Below are 14,413 nucleotides of genomic sequence, written 5' to 3' on the forward strand. Positions count from 1 at the left end.
GCTCAGCCGCGGCGCGCCGCCGCGGCGAGCTGGAACAGGGCGCGCTCGGCCAGGGCCGGGCCGAGGGCCGCGCTGCGCCGGGCGGCCAGCAGCGCATCGTCCAGCGTGAGCAGCGCCGCTTGCAGCCGGGCCGCGCTCCAGCTGCGCAGCGCTTTCTCGATCAACGGCTTGCGACGGAAATGAAGCGCCGGCCGCGCAGCGTCCATCGCCCGCTCGACACCGGCGCCGGCCTCCACCGCGAGCCGCAGCTGGTGCAGCGCCTGCGCTCCTCGGCAGACGGCGCCGAGCACGATATCGGCGCGCATGCCTTCCTGCGTCGCCTTGACGAAGGCCGAGGACATTTCCGCATTCATGCCGGCAAAGGCGGAATCGACGATCTCGTCGAGCGCGAGGCTGGAGGCGTCGCCGACGATGGCGCGCACATGCTCGGCCGTGATGCGCGGCTCGCCGGCGGCATAGAGCAGCAGCTTGCCGATCTCGCCGCGCGAGGCGAGGCGGTCGCTGCCGAGCAGGCCCATCAATTCGGCGCGGGCATCGCGGTCGATCGGCTGGCCCGCCTCGGCCGTCATCGTATCGATGAGGCGTGACAGGTCGCGGTCCGTGTCGGCATAGCAGGCAATGGCGAGGGCATGCGGCGAGGCCTCGCACAGCGCGCGCAGCCCCGTGCCGCGCTTGAGGTCGCCGGCCTCGATCACCACGATGGCGTCGGTCGGCGGCACGGCGAGCAGCGCCTCCACCGCCGGCACGACATTGCGCGCGCCGACGCGCAGCGAGACGACCCGACGGCCGCCGAACAGCGCGACCGTGCCGGCCTCGTCGACCAGTCGTCCGGGATCGCCGGAAATCTCGTCGCCGTCGAGACGCGTGATGCCGAAAGGATCGGTGGAATTGGCGGCCGCGCGCGCGAGATAGGCCCGGGCACGCTCGCGCACCAACCCTATATCCGGGCCGAACAGCAGCAGGATCGGCCGGAGCGGATCGATCCGCGTGAGCGTCGCTTCCACCTCGGCCGGACGCACCGCAACCATGCGGTCAGCTCTTGGGAGCGGAGGCTGTCGTGGCAGGCGCGGCCGGAGGCGGCGCGATGAAATAGGCGGCGAGTTGCCCCTTGATGGTTTCCGCCGCGACACCGGCGGCGCGGTTCTGCGCGTCGCGAATGGCGCGGGCGCGCGCGAAGCGCTGGTAGCCGCTATAGAGCGAGGCCTTGCCGAAGGCGTTGCCATGCGCCACGGGCGGCACGGGCTTGCCATCGGGACCGGGCGTACGGGTGGTGTCGAACAGCAGCCAGCTGACGTCCACCGACACCATCTCGACCTCGGGCAGGCCGGAGAGTGAATCCACCGCGGTCGCGGTCGAACTGTCCGTCACCGCCAGTTCGAGCCGGTAGGGAGCATTGGCGGGGTTTCCCGCGCCGCCGGTGAGGGCGAAGATGAGGTCGTTGCGCACCTCATTGCCGATGCGACCGGAGGCGAACACCACCTGGATGTCGCCGAGCCGCTCGGTGAGCTTGCCACCGTCGGCGGTATCCTGCGCGTACATGGGCTTGAAGCAGCCCGCCACCGCGAAGGCCAGCAGGCCGGCAGCGGCAAGGCCGAACAGGCGACGGGACGGCGTGCGTTTCATCTGGTCAAGCGACGACATTCACGATCCTCTGCGGCACCACGATGATACGCTTCGGCGGCCGTCCGTCGAGAGCCTGCCTGACAAGATCAAGCGCCAGCACCGCTTTCTCGACCTCGGCGGGGCTCGCGTCGGTCGGGACGGCGATCTCGCCGCGGCGCTTGCCATTGATCTGAATCGGCAGCGTAACGGTATTGTCCACCAGCAGCGCCGGATTGACCACCGGCCACGACGCAGTGGCGGCCAGTCCGTCCAACCCGAGCACGATCCAGCATTCCTCCGCAAGATGGGGCACCATCGGGGCGACCACCGCAACGAGGAACTGCGCCGCCTCGCGCAGCGCGAAGGCGAGATCGGCCGGAACGGGCTCTCCCGCCGCACCTCCCGCCGCGCCCTTGCGCGCGGCTGTGAGGGCGTCGCCGAACTGGTTGGTGAAGCTGTGCACGCGCGCGACCGCGACATTGAAGCGCAGGCGTTCGACATCCTCTTCGACCAGGGCGGCGAGACGATGAGACGCCTGGCGCAGCGATGTCGATTCGGATCCGAAACTTTCGGGCGCGACGAGGCCCGGCGCCGTGAGTTCGGCGGCATCCCCGACCAGCCGCCAGATGCGCTGGGCAAAGCGCCACGCGCCCTCGATGCCGGCGCTGGTCCATTCGCTGTCGCGTTCGGGCGGCGTATCGGAGAGCATGAACCAGCGGGCGCAGTCGACGCCATAGGTGTCGGCCACCACTTCCGGCGGCACCACGTTGCGCTTGGACTTCGACATCTTTTCCGGCGGACCGACCGTCACCGGCTCATCGGTGCCCAGGCGCACGGCGGTGCCGTCGGCGCGCTTCTCCACCTCCTCGGGGAACAGCCACTTGCCGGCCGTGTCCTTGTAGGTCTCGTGGACGATCATGCCTTGCGTGAACAGGCCGGCAAAGGGCTCCCTTACCGAGACCCGGCCGATCTTCGCCAGGGTGCGGGTGAAGAAGCGCGAATAGAGCAGGTGCAGGATCGCGTGCTCGATGCCGCCAATATACTGGTCCACCGGCAGCCAGTGGTCGGCCGCTGCCTTCTGCAGCGGCGCCGTGCCGGGCTCGGCGGCGAAGCGGGCGAAATACCAGGACGAATCCACGAACGTGTCCATGGTGTCGGTTTCGCGCCGCGCCGGGGCGCCGCAGTGCGGGCAGTCGACATGCTTCCAGGTCGGGTGGCGGTCGAGCGGATTGCCCGGCTGGTCGAAGGTGACGTCGTCCGGCAGCCGCACCGGCAGCTGGTCCTGCGGCACCGGCACCGGGCCACAGCTGTCGCAGTGAATGATCGGGATCGGGCAGCCCCAGTAGCGCTGGCGCGAAATGCCCCAGTCGCGCAGCCGGTAATTCACCGCCCGCTCGCCCACCGGCGCATTGCCGAGGATCTCGTTCTCCAGCTTCAGCGCCACCTTCTCCTTCGCCTCGGGCACGGAGAGGCCATTGAGGAAGCCGGAATTGAACAGCGCGCCGTCGCCATCATACGGCGCATCGGCGACCGAGAAGCTGGCGGGGTCGACATCGGGCGGCAGCACGACGGGGGTAATGGGCAGGCCGTATTTGCGGGCGAAGTCATGGTCGCGCTGGTCATGCGCCGGGCAGCCGAAAATGGCGCCGGTGCCGTATTCCATCAGCACGAAATTGGCGACATAGACCGGCACCGCCGCGCCGCCCAGCGGGTGGCGCACGGTGAGGCCGGTATCGTAGCCCATCTTCTCCTGCGTCTCGATCTCGGCGGTGGAGGTGCCGCCGCGACGGCATTCCTCGACAAACGCCTTGAGCGAGGGATCCTCCGCCGCCAGTGCCTCGGCCAGCGGGTGGCCGGGCGAGAGCGCGAGGAAGGAGGCGCCGAACAGCGTGTCCGGCCGGGTGGTGTAGACCTTGATGTCCCCTGGCAGATCGGCCGGCGCGTTTTCCAGCGCGAAGCGCACATGCAGGCCTTCGGAACGGCCGATCCAGTTGCGCTGCATCAGGCGCACCTTGTCGGGCCAGCGCTCCAGCGTATCGAGGCCCGCCAGCAGTTCCTCGGACGCGTCGGAAATGCGGAAGAACCACTGGGCGAGCTTGCGCCGCTCGACCAGCGCGCCCGAGCGCCAGCCGCGCCCGTCGATCACCTGCTCATTGGCGAGCACGGTGTTGTCGACCGGGTCCCAGTTCACTTCGCTCTCGCGACGATAGACGAAGCCGCCCTTGAGGAACTCAAGGAAGATGCGCTGCTGCTCGCCGTAATAGGAGGGATCGCAGGTGGCGATCTCGCGCGACCAGTCCAGCGACAGGCCGAGCAGCTTGAGCTGCTCGCGCATGGTGGCGATATTCTCGTAGGTCCAGATACCGGGATGGGTGTTGCGCTCGATGGCCGCATTCTCGGCCGGCAGACCGAAGGCGTCCCAGCCCATGGGATGCAGGACATTGAAGCCCTTCATCCGCTTGAAGCGCGCCACCACGTCGCCCATGACGTAATTGCGCCCATGGCCGATATGGATGCGCCCGGACGGGTAGGGGAACATCTCGAGCACGTAGTATTTGGGGCGCGGGTCGTCGTTGCGGGTGCGGTAGATGCCGCGTTCGTCCCAGATCTTCTGCCAGCGGGGTTCGGCCTCGCGGGCGTTGTAGCGCTCGGTGTTCATGCTCGGTCTCGGGCAGGCTTTGGTCTTCGGTGGATGTCGTCAGGCGCAAGGTGGCGAAAAGCACCGACGGCGCGCGACTAGGCACGGTTTGATGCGTCGGGTCAACCGCCAGCATCCGTGCCGCCGCCCGGTCGGTCATCCTCGATGATGCGCACGGCGCCGTCCAGCGCCACGGTATCGGCCCGCCGCACCACGTTACGCCCCGCGCGCTTGGCGGCATAGAGCGCCTGATCGGCGGCGACGAACAGTTCCGAGGGCGACAGGCTGGGCGCCGGGTGGCAGGCGGCCGCGCCCACGCTGATCGTCACGAGGCCGGCCGCGGTCGCGTGCGGAATGGCGAGACCTTCGACGGCGCGGCGCAGCCGGTCCGCGACATCGGCGGCCGTGCCGATATCGGCATCGGGCATCAGCACCGCGAATTCCTCGCCGCCGATGCGGGCAATCACATCGCTTCCGCGCAAAGTCGTCGCCAGCGCCTGCGCCACCAGGCGAATGCAGCGATCGCCCTCCTTGTGGCCGTAATGGTCGTTATACAGCTTGAAGCTGTCGATATCGATCATCAGCAGCGCGAGCTGCGGCGCGCTGTTCCATTGCAGCGGCAGCACCGCGTCGAAGCTGCGCCGGTTGGGAATGCCGGTGAGCGCATCGAGGCTGGCGAGCGAGTTGAGATGGCGGTTGGCATTGCGCAGGGCCGTCTCGCGCACGGAAAGCTCATGCGCCATGGCCTCGAAGGCGACAGCGAGTGGTTGCAGCTCGGTGACGAGCACCTGGGTCTGCAACGCGCCGGCATCGCCATGGCCGAAGCGGACGAGGCTATCGGCGAGCGCGTGGATCGGCGCCACGACCAGCCGCTCGCCGATCACCGCCAGCCCGATGAGCACCGCGAGGCCGATGGCCAGCATGGTCAGCCCGGCGTCCCAGGCGGCGCGCTCGGCAGGGCCGAACACCAATCCCTGGTCGAGCCCGACCAGCAGGTGCATGTTGGTGCCCGGGAGCCGCGCATACGCATAGACGCGCTGCACACCGTCGGGGCCAGCCGCCAGAACCGTGCCGCGAGTGTACATCATCGCCTTCGCCACCGGCACCGTATGGCTGAGGTCGAGCCCCATGCCATAGGTGCCTTCGGGATAGGCGGTGAGCAGCGTTCCATCGGGGCCGACGACCATGGCCTGCGCTCCTGGCCCGAGTTCGGCGAACGTGCCGTTCGGGAACAGTTCCGCGATGCTGACACGGCCGACGATCACCGCGATGACGCCGCCGCCGTTCTGGGCCAGGATCGGCTGCGCCGCGTAGATGGCCGGCTTGTCGGTGACGAGGCTGCGCCGGACCGATTCGATATTGGCGATGCCGCGCAGGGCGATCTGTATGTAGCTGCGGCTGGAGATATCCAGGCCCACCGCGCCCGGCACGGTGGAGCAACGGGCGATGCCGTCCGGTGTCACCACGGTGAGCGAGTCGATTTCGGCGAAGGCTTCGCTCACCGGCGTGAGGGTCGTGCAGGCGCTCGAGCCGGGCGGGCCGGAGGGATCATCGGGTGCGATCGACGGCGGGCCGGTTTCGGCGACCGCGATCACATTCCTGTCGGAGGCGAGGGTCAGCAGCACCGCCTGGGTGACGGCGATGGTCTGCCGGTAACGGCTGATGCTGCGCTCGGCCAGATCCATCACACGGCCTTCGGCCGCCGCGAGATTGTCGGTGTGGAGGCGGATGAGGCTGACGGTCCGTTCGGCGATGACGAGCGTCATGGCGACGGCGGCGAAGGCGAAAAGCCGAAGGCGCAGGCTCACCGTGCGCGGGCGCAGGCCGCTCGCCGGGCTGCTCAGATGGGGTGTCGATCGCCGGCCGCGTTGAACATCCTTGTCATCGTTCGACACGCTCACGATGGATCCCGACCGCCCCAGCTTGGCATAGAATTACGGGCGTCCCCGGAATGCCGCAAGGGAAAGCCAAGCCTTCCGCCGCCAAAATTTGCCGTGGCGCGGGGCGGATGGACAGCTTGCTTGACAAGGCAGCGGCGGCTTCGCATTGCGTGGCGCCAGGCAGCGGGGATCCGGGTGATGGACGTGACGGGTGAGAACGGCGTGAGCGAGCGCCTTGCGCAGGTGCGCGGGCGGATCGCCCAGGCCTGTCGCGATGCCGGCCGGGCCGAGGCGACGGTGCAGCTGATCGCCGTTTCCAAGACCTTCGACGCCGAGCATATCCTGCCGGTTCTGGCGGCAGGCCAGCGGCTGTTCGGCGAGAACCGGGTGCAGGAGGCCAAGGCGAAATGGCCTTCCCTCAAGGCACGCCATCCCGATGTCGAACTGCATCTCATCGGCCCGCTGCAGAGCAACAAGGTGCGCGAGGCGCTGGCGCTGTTCGACGTGATCCACACGCTCGACCGGCCCTCGCTGGCGGAGGCGCTGTCCAGGGAGATCGCGCGGCTGGAGGGGCGGCCGGCACCGCGCCTGCTGGTGCAGGTGAATACCGGCGAGGAGCCGCAGAAGGCCGGCATCGCGCCGGACGCGGCGGATGCCTTCCTCCGGGCCTGCCGCGACGAGCACGGGCTGACCATCGACGGGCTGATGTGCATCCCCCCGGCGGATGAACCCGCCGCGGCGCATTTCGCGCTGCTGGGCCGGATCGCCGCGCGCAACGGGCTCAAGACGCTCTCCATGGGCATGAGCGGGGATTTCGAGACGGCGATCGCGCTGGGCGCGACCCATGTGCGGGTCGGCAGCGCCATTTTCGGCGGGCGCTGAGGGGCATCATCCCACCCGGATCGCCGTCCGGGGCGAGAGACGCGCCAGCAGCCGGGCGAGGTCCGCCCGGCGGAAGGCGATGCAGCCGGCGGTCGGCTCGAATCCGTCGCGCGCCAGATGCAGGAACACCGCCGAGCCGCGCCGCCGGGCGCGCGGGCGTTCATTGTGGTCGAGCACGATGACGAGGTCATAGAGCGCGTCGGGGCGCCACATTTCCTCATGCGAGGGGGTGAAGGGCAGGCGCACCGGCCGGTTGTAGCGTCCGTCGAGGGGGTCGTCGCACCAGCCGTCCTCGCGCCGGGTCGGCCGCGCCGGTAGGCGGGTGAGGGGGCGCTGGCCGTGGTCGGCGCGGTAGCGCAGTTCGCGCGGGTGCCAGATCCCCGCGGGCGTGGCGCCGTCGCCCTCGCGTTTGTCCCGGCGGATGCCCGTGCGCCCGAGAGCGACCGGTATTGGCGGGCCGCCGGCGAACAGCCATCCACGGGTCGGCAGGCCCGGCCGGGCGATGACGCGCAGCTCCATGCACGTCATTTTGCGTTTTGACGTGGATTTCCTGAGGGTTTCGGTGCGGGGGGCCTTCTTATTCACGCGGTTTCCGTTCACGATCACGTCACGTACCCGACAGCAACCGGTAGTGCGGGTTCGCCGACTCTTGCCGAATGCGTCAGGCCTGCCTACTCGGGACTCAACGGCAATCCTGCCGAAGCGCGCGAGCTTTACCGCGTGGCGCGGCGCGGACAAGAGGTTCGGGGAAGCGGACTTCGGGGGGATCGGTTATGGCGAATGCTCAACGAATCCTGGTGGTCGAAGACGACAAGGATCTGCGCGACGCGCTGGTCGAACAGCTCGCGCTTTATGACGAGTTCGAGGTGGTGGCCGTGGAGTCCGCCCAGGCCGCGATCGGCCAGGTCGAGACCGGCCGGGTGGACCTGGTGCTGATGGATGTCGGCCTGCCGGATCTCGACGGGCGCGAGGCGGTGCGGCGGATGCGCGAGAACGGCTTCAAGGCGCCCGTCATCATGCTGACCGGCCACGACACCGACAGCGACACCATCATGGGGCTGGAGGCCGGCGCCAACGACTATGTCGCCAAGCCGTTCCGTTTCGCCGTGCTGCTGGCGCGCATCCGGGCGCAGATGCGCTCGCACGAGGCGAGCGAGGACGCGGTGTTCACCATCGGGCCCTACACGTTCCGCCCCGGCGCCAAGCTGCTGGTGACGGAGCGCAATTCCAAGATCCGCCTGACCGAGAAGGAAACGGCGATCCTGCGCTATCTCTACCGTGCCGGCAAAAAGCCGGTGGCGCGCGAGATCCTGCTGCAGGAGGTCTGGGGATATAATTCCGGCGTGACGACCCATACGCTGGAAACCCATATCTACCGCCTGCGCCAGAAGATCGAGAAAGACCCGTCGCATCCCAATCTGCTCGCCACCGAGGCGGGCGGCTACAAACTGCTACCCTGACAGGGGCGAAGCGATTCGTCCCGACGGGTGTCAGCCCTGGCAGGAGAACCGGCCCGCCGCATGCCGATCGAGGAGGACATCGCCTTGCTGGAAAGCGTCCCGATGCTGCGGCTGCTCGGGCCCGACGCGTTGCGCGTCGTCGCCATCAGCGCCGACAGCCGCTCGCTCAACCGGGGGCAGGTTCTGTACCGCGAGGGCCAGTTCGCCGAGGCCGCCTATGTGGTGGTCGACGGCATGCTGGCGATCTCGCGGGAGAATGCCGCGATGGCGAAGCGTCCGGGGCAGCGGATGGAGGTCGGGCGCGGGGCGCTGCTGGGCGAACTGGCCCTGATCACCGACGGCAAGCGGCCGGCCACGGCCACCGCCATCGAGCCATCGGTGGTGCTGCGCATTCCGCGGGTGATCTTCATGCGCACCATCGAGAGCTATCCCCAGGCGGCGCGGCGGCTGATGCAGGCGCTGAGCGAGGAATTGCAGGAGACCGTGAACGGGCTCGAAGCGGTGCGCGAGAAGCTTGAAGCGATCGAGCCGCCGCGGCGTCCGCGCTGAGGGCCGCGGCGCATGATCCCCGTCACCCCGCGGGTCTGGCTCGACGAGCGGGAGATCGAGGAAACCTTCGTGCGCGCCTCCGGCCCGGGCGGACAGAACGTCAACAAGGTCTCCACCGCCGTGCAGCTGCGCTTCGACGTGCGCCACTCCGCGACCCTGCCGGAGGCGGTCAAGGCGCGGCTGGAGCGGATCGCCGGGCGCCGGCTCACCAATGACGGCGTGATCGTGCTGGTGGCCCAGCGCTTCCGCACCCAGGAGCGCAACCGCGAGGATGCCCTCGCGCGCCTCGTCGAAATGGTGCGCGAGGCAACGGTGGCGCCGGTGATCCGCCGCCCCACCCGCCCCACGCTCGGCTCGAAGATCCGCCGGCTGGAGGGCAAGGCCCGGCGCTCCGGCGTGAAGGCCACCCGCCGCGACCGGCCGGGCGGTGGCGGCGAGGACTGAGGCGGCACGCTATCGCCATCTATTTCGATAGCGAAACGACATCCGCTCCGGTGCCGCGCGACATGTCCGACGCGATGGGCGGGCATCCGGCTCCCCGCGTTTTCGTCATGCGAACCGGTATCCATTCGGCCCGGAAAGGCTCTAGGTTATTGTTCTGACGCATTTTCTTCACACGAACCGGAATCCACTTCGCTCGAAAATGCTCTAGGCTTGGCGCATGAGCCCGCCCGACAGGTCCGACATCTCCACCGATTGTGCCATTGTCGGCGCCGGCCCGGCCGGCGCTGATGCTCGGCCTGCTGCTGGCGCGCGGCGGTCTCGATGTCACGGTGGTCGAGAAGCATGGCGACTTCCTGCGCGATTTCCGCGGCGACACCATCCATCCCTCGACGCTGGAGGTGATGCACGAGCTTGGCCTGCTCGATGACCTGCTGAAGCTGCCGCACACGCAGGCGCCGCGCCTTCACGCGGAGATCGGCGGCCGCGACGTCACCCTCGCCGATTTCTCCCGCCTGCCGACGCGCTGCCGCTTCATCGCCTTCATGCCGCAATGGGACTTTCTCGACTTCATCGCCAGGGAGGCGCAGCGGCTGCCGAATTTTCACCTCGTGATGCCGGCGCAGGTCGACGGGCTGATCGAGGCGGAGGGGCGGATTGCCGGCCTGCGGGCGACGACCCCGGAGGGAGCGCTCACGCTGCGTGCGGCGCTGGTGGTGGGCGCGGACGGGCGCAACTCGGTGCTGCGGCAGAAGGCGGGGCTGGAGGTCGAGAGCTTCGGCAGCCCGAGCGACGTGCTGTGGATGAAGCTGTCCCACCAGCCCGGCGATCCGCCCTATGTGATGGGCCATGGCGGGCCGCGACAGGACTTCGTCATGGTCGATCGCGGCGATTACTGGCAATGCGGCTATGTCGTGCGCAAGGGCTCCTTCGCGGACGTGAAGGCCGGCGGGCTGGAGGCGTTCCGCGCGCTTGTGGCGGCGGTCTCGCCGCTGCCGGCGTCGCGCATGGACGAGATTGCCGGTTGGGACGACGTGCAGCTTCTCAGCGTGCGGATCGACCGGCTGAAGCGCTGGTGGCGGCCGGGGCTGATCTGTATCGGCGATGCCGCGCACGCCATGTCGCCGATCGGCGGCTTCGGGGTGAACCTCGCCATTCAGGATGCGGTGGCGGCGGCGAACATCCTCGCCCGCCCGCTGAAGGAGGGTCGCCTCGAGGCGCGCGATCTGGCGGCGGTGGAGGCGCGCCGCCGCTTTCCCACATGGGCGACGCAGAAGCTGCAACTGATGATGCGCGGCAACCGCCGCAAGCGCGACGCCACTGAGAAAACCCGCGCCGGCCCGCCCGGCTTCATGCGCTCCATCGCCCGCTGGCCGGTGCTGGCGCATCTCGCCGGGCGGCTGGTCGGCCTCGGCTTCCGCCGCGAGCACGTCCGCTTGCCCTGAGGCGGGGGCGTTTTCCCTTGAGGAACCTCCCGATTTCGTGTCCCGCGCCCTGCCGGGCTGCGACTATGGTCGGGTGGGAAATTGCTTCGATGGAAAGCTGGAAATGACCGACACGCCCGATTACGTCCCGCCCAAGGTCTGGGCCTGGAACAAGGCCAGCGGCGGGCGCTTCGCCGCTATCAACCGGCCGGTGGCCGGGGCGACCCATGACAAGGCGCTGCCGGTCGGCGAGCATCCGCTGCAGCTCTATTCGCTGGGCACGCCCAACGGGCAGAAGGTCACCATCCTGCTGGAGGAACTGCTGGCGCTGGGGCATGCGGGCGCTGAATATGATGCCTGGCTGATCAATATCGGCGAGGGCGACCAGTTCGGTTCGGGCTTTGTCGAGGTGAACCCCAATTCGAAGATCCCCGCCTTGCTCGACCGATCGGGGCCGACGCCGGTCCGGGTGTTCGAATCCGGCGCGATCCTCGTCTATCTCGCGGAGAAGTTCGGCGCCTTCCTGCCGGTGGAAGCCGGCGCGCGGGCGGAATGCCTTTCCTGGCTGTTCTGGCAGATGGGCTCGGCGCCCTATCTCGGCGGCGGCTTCGGGCATTTCTACGCCTATGCGCCGAGCAAGATCGAATATGCCATCGACCGGTTCGCCATGGAGGTGAAGCGCCAGCTCGATGTGCTCGACCGGCGGCTCGCCGAGAGCGAATATGTCGCCGGCCCGGACTATACCATCGCCGACATCGCCATCTTCCCCTGGTATGGCGGGCTGGCGAAGGGCTGGCTGTACGGCGCGGCCGAGTTCCTCTCGGTTGCCGACTACACGCATGTGCAGCGCTGGGCCGACGCGGTTCTGGCGCGACCGGCGGTGGCGCGCGGGCGCATGGTCAACCGCATGTCCGGCGAGCCTTCCGAGCAGCTGCGCGAGCGCCACGATGCCAGCGATTTCGACACCCGCACGCAGGACAAGCTGGCGAGCGCCGATTAGAGCCTTTGCCGGCGACGCGGAGCCGGTTCGTCTGATGAGCCGGGGGCCGGGCTACCAGCAGAAGCCGTCGCCTTCCGTCACCACCGATAGGCCGGGCAGGCGCGCCGCCAGCCCGGCCATCCGTGCCCGCGGCAGGAAGGCGGGCAGCAGGACGCGCGGGGCCACGGCCGTCACGAGATCCTGCAGGGCGCCGAAGCTCGGGTGCACGTTCCAGCGCACATGGTGGGCCTGCGCGGCCGCGATCCGCCGGCCGGCATTCGAGCCTTCGGCGACATGGCCGGTGAAGACGATATCGGCCTCGCCGCTCCGCGCGAAACGGGCGGTGAGCGCGGCGGAAAGGCCGTGATCGGCCTGCGGCCCGGCGACGATCATGGCGCCGCGTGCCGGGCTGTCGGCCGTGAGGGGTGTGCTGGCGAGAAGCCGGGCCGGGGCATCCGCCGCACCCGCCGCCAGCACTTCGGGATGCCGCGCCAGAACCTCCACAACGCCTCGCGTCACCGGGCAGAGGCTCACCGCGAGGCCGGCGTCGAGGAAGGTGAGCGCCATTTCCAGCGCCCGCCCGGCGGCCGGGGCCGGCAGGAGAAGCGGGCGGTGGCGGGCGCGGGCGATCAGCGCGGCGGCCTGAAGCGCGAGCGTCTGATCCACCTCGCCATAGCTGGCATCGACGACGAGAGCGGCCGCGCGCAGCGGCAGGGTGCAGCGGTACAGTCGGCTCTCGGCGGAATAGTCGCCGGTATAGAGCAGCCCGGCCTCGCCACCGATGCGCATCCACACGGCGCCGGGCGCATGGCCCGCCGGGCCGGTCGCGATCTCCAGGCCGAGAATCCCGGCTGTTCCCTCCAAAGGAAGGTCGCGAGCGTTGCGCAGGCGTGCCTCGCCCGCCAGCGCCCGCACGGCGGCGGTGGCATAGAGTGGCGGGTCGCCGAGCTGCCCGGCAAGATCGAGCGCGCCGACATGGTCGTGATGACCATGCGACAGCAGGATGGCGTCGACGCGGCCGACCCCGGCGAGGTTCGGGCGCCGGCCGGCATCCGGGCCTTCGCCGAGATCGAGAAGGAGGCGCCGGCCGGCGGTTTCCAGGAGGAAGCAGGCCGGCCCCTTGACGCCGGCACCGGACAGCGCGGTCAGTCGGTTCATCGTCAAAGCTCGAAAAAAGGATGTTGCGCCGAGGGTTTAAGCGGGCGCGATGACGAATGCGTGACGCAGCGGGGCGATGTGTGGCCGGCCTCGTCCGCCGGGCGTGCGCGCGGATGCGATCCCGCAAGCCGCGTGGATATAGGGAATATCGCGCGGCCGGGAAGGAGCAAGGTGGCTTCCATGATCCATTGACCCCCCCCCCTCTCACGGAGGCCGCGATGAACATGGCCACCAATCCGGCCGCGCTGAAGGCCACGCCGATCGCCGATCCGCCTGTCGCCCCGATATCGTCCATTCCCCCGGCCGCGCCGTCTTCCCGTCGCGGCCTGAAGCGCGGGCTGGAAGTGGCGGGTGTGCTGCTGCTGGCCGGCGCCATTGCCTATGCGGGCACCGAATACTGGACGCAGTGGCGTTTCGAGACCAGCACGGACGATGCCTATGTGCAGGCCGATATCGTCACCATCGCCCCTCAGGTCGCCGGCTATCTCGTGACGGTCAACGTGACCGACAACCAGCCGGTGAAGCAGGGCGAGGTGCTCGCCGTCATCGACCCGCGCCCGTATCAGGCGGCGGTCGACCAGGCCGTGGCCGATGTCGACGCGGCCCGGGCATTGATCGACGATCACGCGGCGCAGCTCAACGAGCAGCAGGCGCTGATCGAGGAGGCCAAGGCGCAGATCGCCGCCGACCAGGCCGCCGAGACCTTCGCCGAGCAGAACAACCGGCGCTTCACCAAGCTCGCCCAGGACGGTTTCGGCCCGGTCGAGACCGCCGAGCAGACCACCTCGCAGATCGGCCAGACGCAGGCGCAGGTGACGCGCGACCGGGCGGCGCTGGACGCGGCGCAGAAGCAGGTCGCCACCCTGACCGCCCAGCTCGCCGAGGCGCGGGCGAACCTCGCCCACAGCCAGGCGGCGCTCGATACGGCGAAGCTGAACCTTGGCTATACGGAGCTGCGCGCCCCGGTGGACGGGGTCATCGGCGCCCGGACCTTGCGTGTCGGCCAGTATGTCGAGCCCGGCACCGCGCTGCTGGCGGTGGTGCCGCTGCAGGCAACCTATGTGGTCGCCAACTACAAGGAAACCCAGCTCACCGACGTGAAGCCCAACCAGAAGGTGACGATCTCGGTCGATACCTATCCCGACCTGCATGTGCGGGGCTTCGTCTCCAGCCTCGCTCCGGCCAGCGGGCAGGAATTCGCCCTGCTGCCGCCCGACAACGCCACCGGCAACTTCACCAAGATCGTCCAGCGCATTCCCGTGCGCATCGACATCGACCGCACCGATCCGCTGGCCCGGCAGTTGCGGCCTGGCATGTCGGTGGAGACGACGATCCGCACCGATGCGACCATTCCCGCCGATGTGAGGCGCAACGCCTATATCCCGCCCAGCGAGTGAGGG

12 protein-coding genes and 1 pseudogene are annotated in these 14,413 nt (G+C 69.1%); 7 read left to right on the top strand and 6 right to left on the bottom strand.

Annotated features, from left to right (window positions below; all coding sequences use genetic code 11):
* Nucleotides 1–2 precede the first annotated feature (2 nt).
* The 4 genes from holA to QOZ99_RS10325 all read right to left on the bottom strand — a co-directional run bounded on the left by holA (nt 3) and on the right by QOZ99_RS10325 (nt 6,141).
* Nucleotides 3–1,028: a DNA polymerase III subunit delta gene (gene holA, locus QOZ99_RS10310; protein ID WP_306889875.1), complete on the bottom strand. Its 1,026-nt coding sequence runs from the start codon at nt 1,026–1,028 to the stop codon at nt 3–5.
* Nucleotides 1,029–1,032: 4 nt separating this feature from the next.
* The gene (locus QOZ99_RS10315; RefSeq protein WP_306889876.1) at nt 1,033–1,641 is read right to left on the bottom strand and encodes a hypothetical protein; all 609 of its coding nucleotides are present in this window, start codon (nt 1,639–1,641) and stop codon (nt 1,033–1,035) included.
* Nucleotides 1,628–4,261 carry a leucine--tRNA ligase gene (leuS, locus tag QOZ99_RS10320; RefSeq protein WP_306889877.1) on the bottom strand — a complete coding sequence of 878 codons (2,634 nt, stop codon included), beginning with the start codon at nt 4,259–4,261 and terminating at the stop codon, nt 1,628–1,630. Before leuS ends, QOZ99_RS10315 begins: the two co-directional genes overlap by 14 nt.
* Nucleotides 4,262–4,362: 101 nt before the next feature.
* On the bottom strand, nt 4,363–6,141 hold the full coding sequence (locus tag QOZ99_RS10325; RefSeq protein WP_306889878.1) for a sensor domain-containing diguanylate cyclase: 1,779 nt from the start codon (nt 6,139–6,141) through the stop codon (nt 4,363–4,365).
* A gap of 177 nt (nt 6,142–6,318) precedes the next feature.
* On the opposite strand from QOZ99_RS10325, the gene QOZ99_RS10330 reads away from it, so the two are divergent.
* Nucleotides 6,319–7,002 (top strand): YggS family pyridoxal phosphate-dependent enzyme, encoded by a 684-nt coding sequence (locus QOZ99_RS10330; protein ID WP_306889879.1) that lies wholly within the window; start codon nt 6,319–6,321, stop codon nt 7,000–7,002.
* A gap of 6 nt (nt 7,003–7,008) precedes the next feature.
* Here QOZ99_RS10330 and QOZ99_RS10335 read toward each other — a convergent pair whose 3' ends face one another.
* The gene (locus QOZ99_RS10335) at nt 7,009–7,530 is read right to left on the bottom strand and encodes a L,D-transpeptidase family protein (protein WP_370876827.1); all 522 of its coding nucleotides are present in this window, start codon (nt 7,528–7,530) and stop codon (nt 7,009–7,011) included.
* Between the two features lie 245 nt (nt 7,531–7,775).
* Here QOZ99_RS10335 and QOZ99_RS10340 point away from each other — a divergent pair, with 245 nt between their 5' ends.
* From QOZ99_RS10340 to yghU, 5 genes and pseudogenes are all read left to right on the top strand, one after another.
* On the top strand, nt 7,776–8,462 hold the full coding sequence (locus QOZ99_RS10340; RefSeq protein WP_183188752.1) for a response regulator transcription factor: 687 nt from the start codon (nt 7,776–7,778) through the stop codon (nt 8,460–8,462).
* A gap of 60 nt (nt 8,463–8,522) precedes the next feature.
* Nucleotides 8,523–9,011, top strand: coding sequence for a cyclic nucleotide-binding domain-containing protein (locus QOZ99_RS10345; protein WP_306889881.1), 489 nt, complete (start codon nt 8,523–8,525; stop codon nt 9,009–9,011).
* Nucleotides 9,012–9,023: 12 nt separating this feature from the next.
* The gene (gene arfB / locus QOZ99_RS10350) at nt 9,024–9,455 is read left to right on the top strand and encodes an alternative ribosome rescue aminoacyl-tRNA hydrolase ArfB (protein WP_306889882.1); all 432 of its coding nucleotides are present in this window, start codon (nt 9,024–9,026) and stop codon (nt 9,453–9,455) included.
* Nucleotides 9,456–9,672: 217 nt separating this feature from the next.
* A pseudogene (locus QOZ99_RS10355) lies at nt 9,673–10,897 on the top strand (FAD-dependent oxidoreductase).
* 103 nt (nt 10,898–11,000) lie between these two features.
* The gene (gene yghU, locus QOZ99_RS10360; protein WP_306889947.1) at nt 11,001–11,876 is read left to right on the top strand and encodes a glutathione-dependent disulfide-bond oxidoreductase; all 876 of its coding nucleotides are present in this window, start codon (nt 11,001–11,003) and stop codon (nt 11,874–11,876) included.
* Between the two features lie 51 nt (nt 11,877–11,927).
* Here yghU and QOZ99_RS10365 read toward each other — a convergent pair whose 3' ends face one another.
* Nucleotides 11,928–13,013, bottom strand: a complete 1,086-nt coding sequence (locus QOZ99_RS10365) for an MBL fold metallo-hydrolase (RefSeq protein ID WP_306889883.1) — start codon at nt 13,011–13,013, stop codon at nt 11,928–11,930.
* 218 nt (nt 13,014–13,231) lie between these two features.
* Between QOZ99_RS10365 and QOZ99_RS10370 the strand changes: the two genes are divergently transcribed.
* Nucleotides 13,232–14,410, top strand: coding sequence for an HlyD family secretion protein (locus tag QOZ99_RS10370; protein WP_306889884.1), 1,179 nt, complete (start codon nt 13,232–13,234; stop codon nt 14,408–14,410).
* Nucleotides 14,411–14,413: the final 3 nt, after the last annotated feature.

It is taken from the genome of Ancylobacter amanitiformis, from assembly GCF_030814815.1.
Lineage (GTDB): Bacteria > Pseudomonadota > Alphaproteobacteria > Rhizobiales > Xanthobacteraceae > Ancylobacter > Ancylobacter amanitiformis.

Coding starts and splice junctions, on each gene's coding strand:
- arfB (WP_306889882.1), top strand. CDS start 9,024: ATGATCCCCGTCACCCCGCGGGTCTGGCTCGACGAGCGGGAGATCGAG.
- QOZ99_RS10345 (WP_306889881.1), top strand. CDS start 8,523: ATGCCGATCGAGGAGGACATCGCCTTGCTGGAAAGCGTCCCGATGCTG.
- QOZ99_RS10340 (WP_183188752.1), top strand. CDS start 7,776: ATGGCGAATGCTCAACGAATCCTGGTGGTCGAAGACGACAAGGATCTG.
- QOZ99_RS10335 (WP_370876827.1), bottom strand. CDS start 7,530: ATGACGTGCATGGAGCTGCGCGTCATCGCCCGGCCGGGCCTGCCGACC.
- QOZ99_RS10315 (WP_306889876.1), bottom strand. CDS start 1,641: ATGTCGTCGCTTGACCAGATGAAACGCACGCCGTCCCGTCGCCTGTTC.
- holA (WP_306889875.1), bottom strand. CDS start 1,028: ATGGTTGCGGTGCGTCCGGCCGAGGTGGAAGCGACGCTCACGCGGATC.
- yghU (WP_306889947.1), top strand. CDS start 11,001: ATGACCGACACGCCCGATTACGTCCCGCCCAAGGTCTGGGCCTGGAAC.
- QOZ99_RS10370 (WP_306889884.1), top strand. CDS start 13,232: ATGAACATGGCCACCAATCCGGCCGCGCTGAAGGCCACGCCGATCGCC.
- QOZ99_RS10365 (WP_306889883.1), bottom strand. CDS start 13,013: ATGAACCGACTGACCGCGCTGTCCGGTGCCGGCGTCAAGGGGCCGGCC.
- leuS (WP_306889877.1), bottom strand. CDS start 4,261: ATGAACACCGAGCGCTACAACGCCCGCGAGGCCGAACCCCGCTGGCAG.
- QOZ99_RS10330 (WP_306889879.1), top strand. CDS start 6,319: ATGGACGTGACGGGTGAGAACGGCGTGAGCGAGCGCCTTGCGCAGGTG.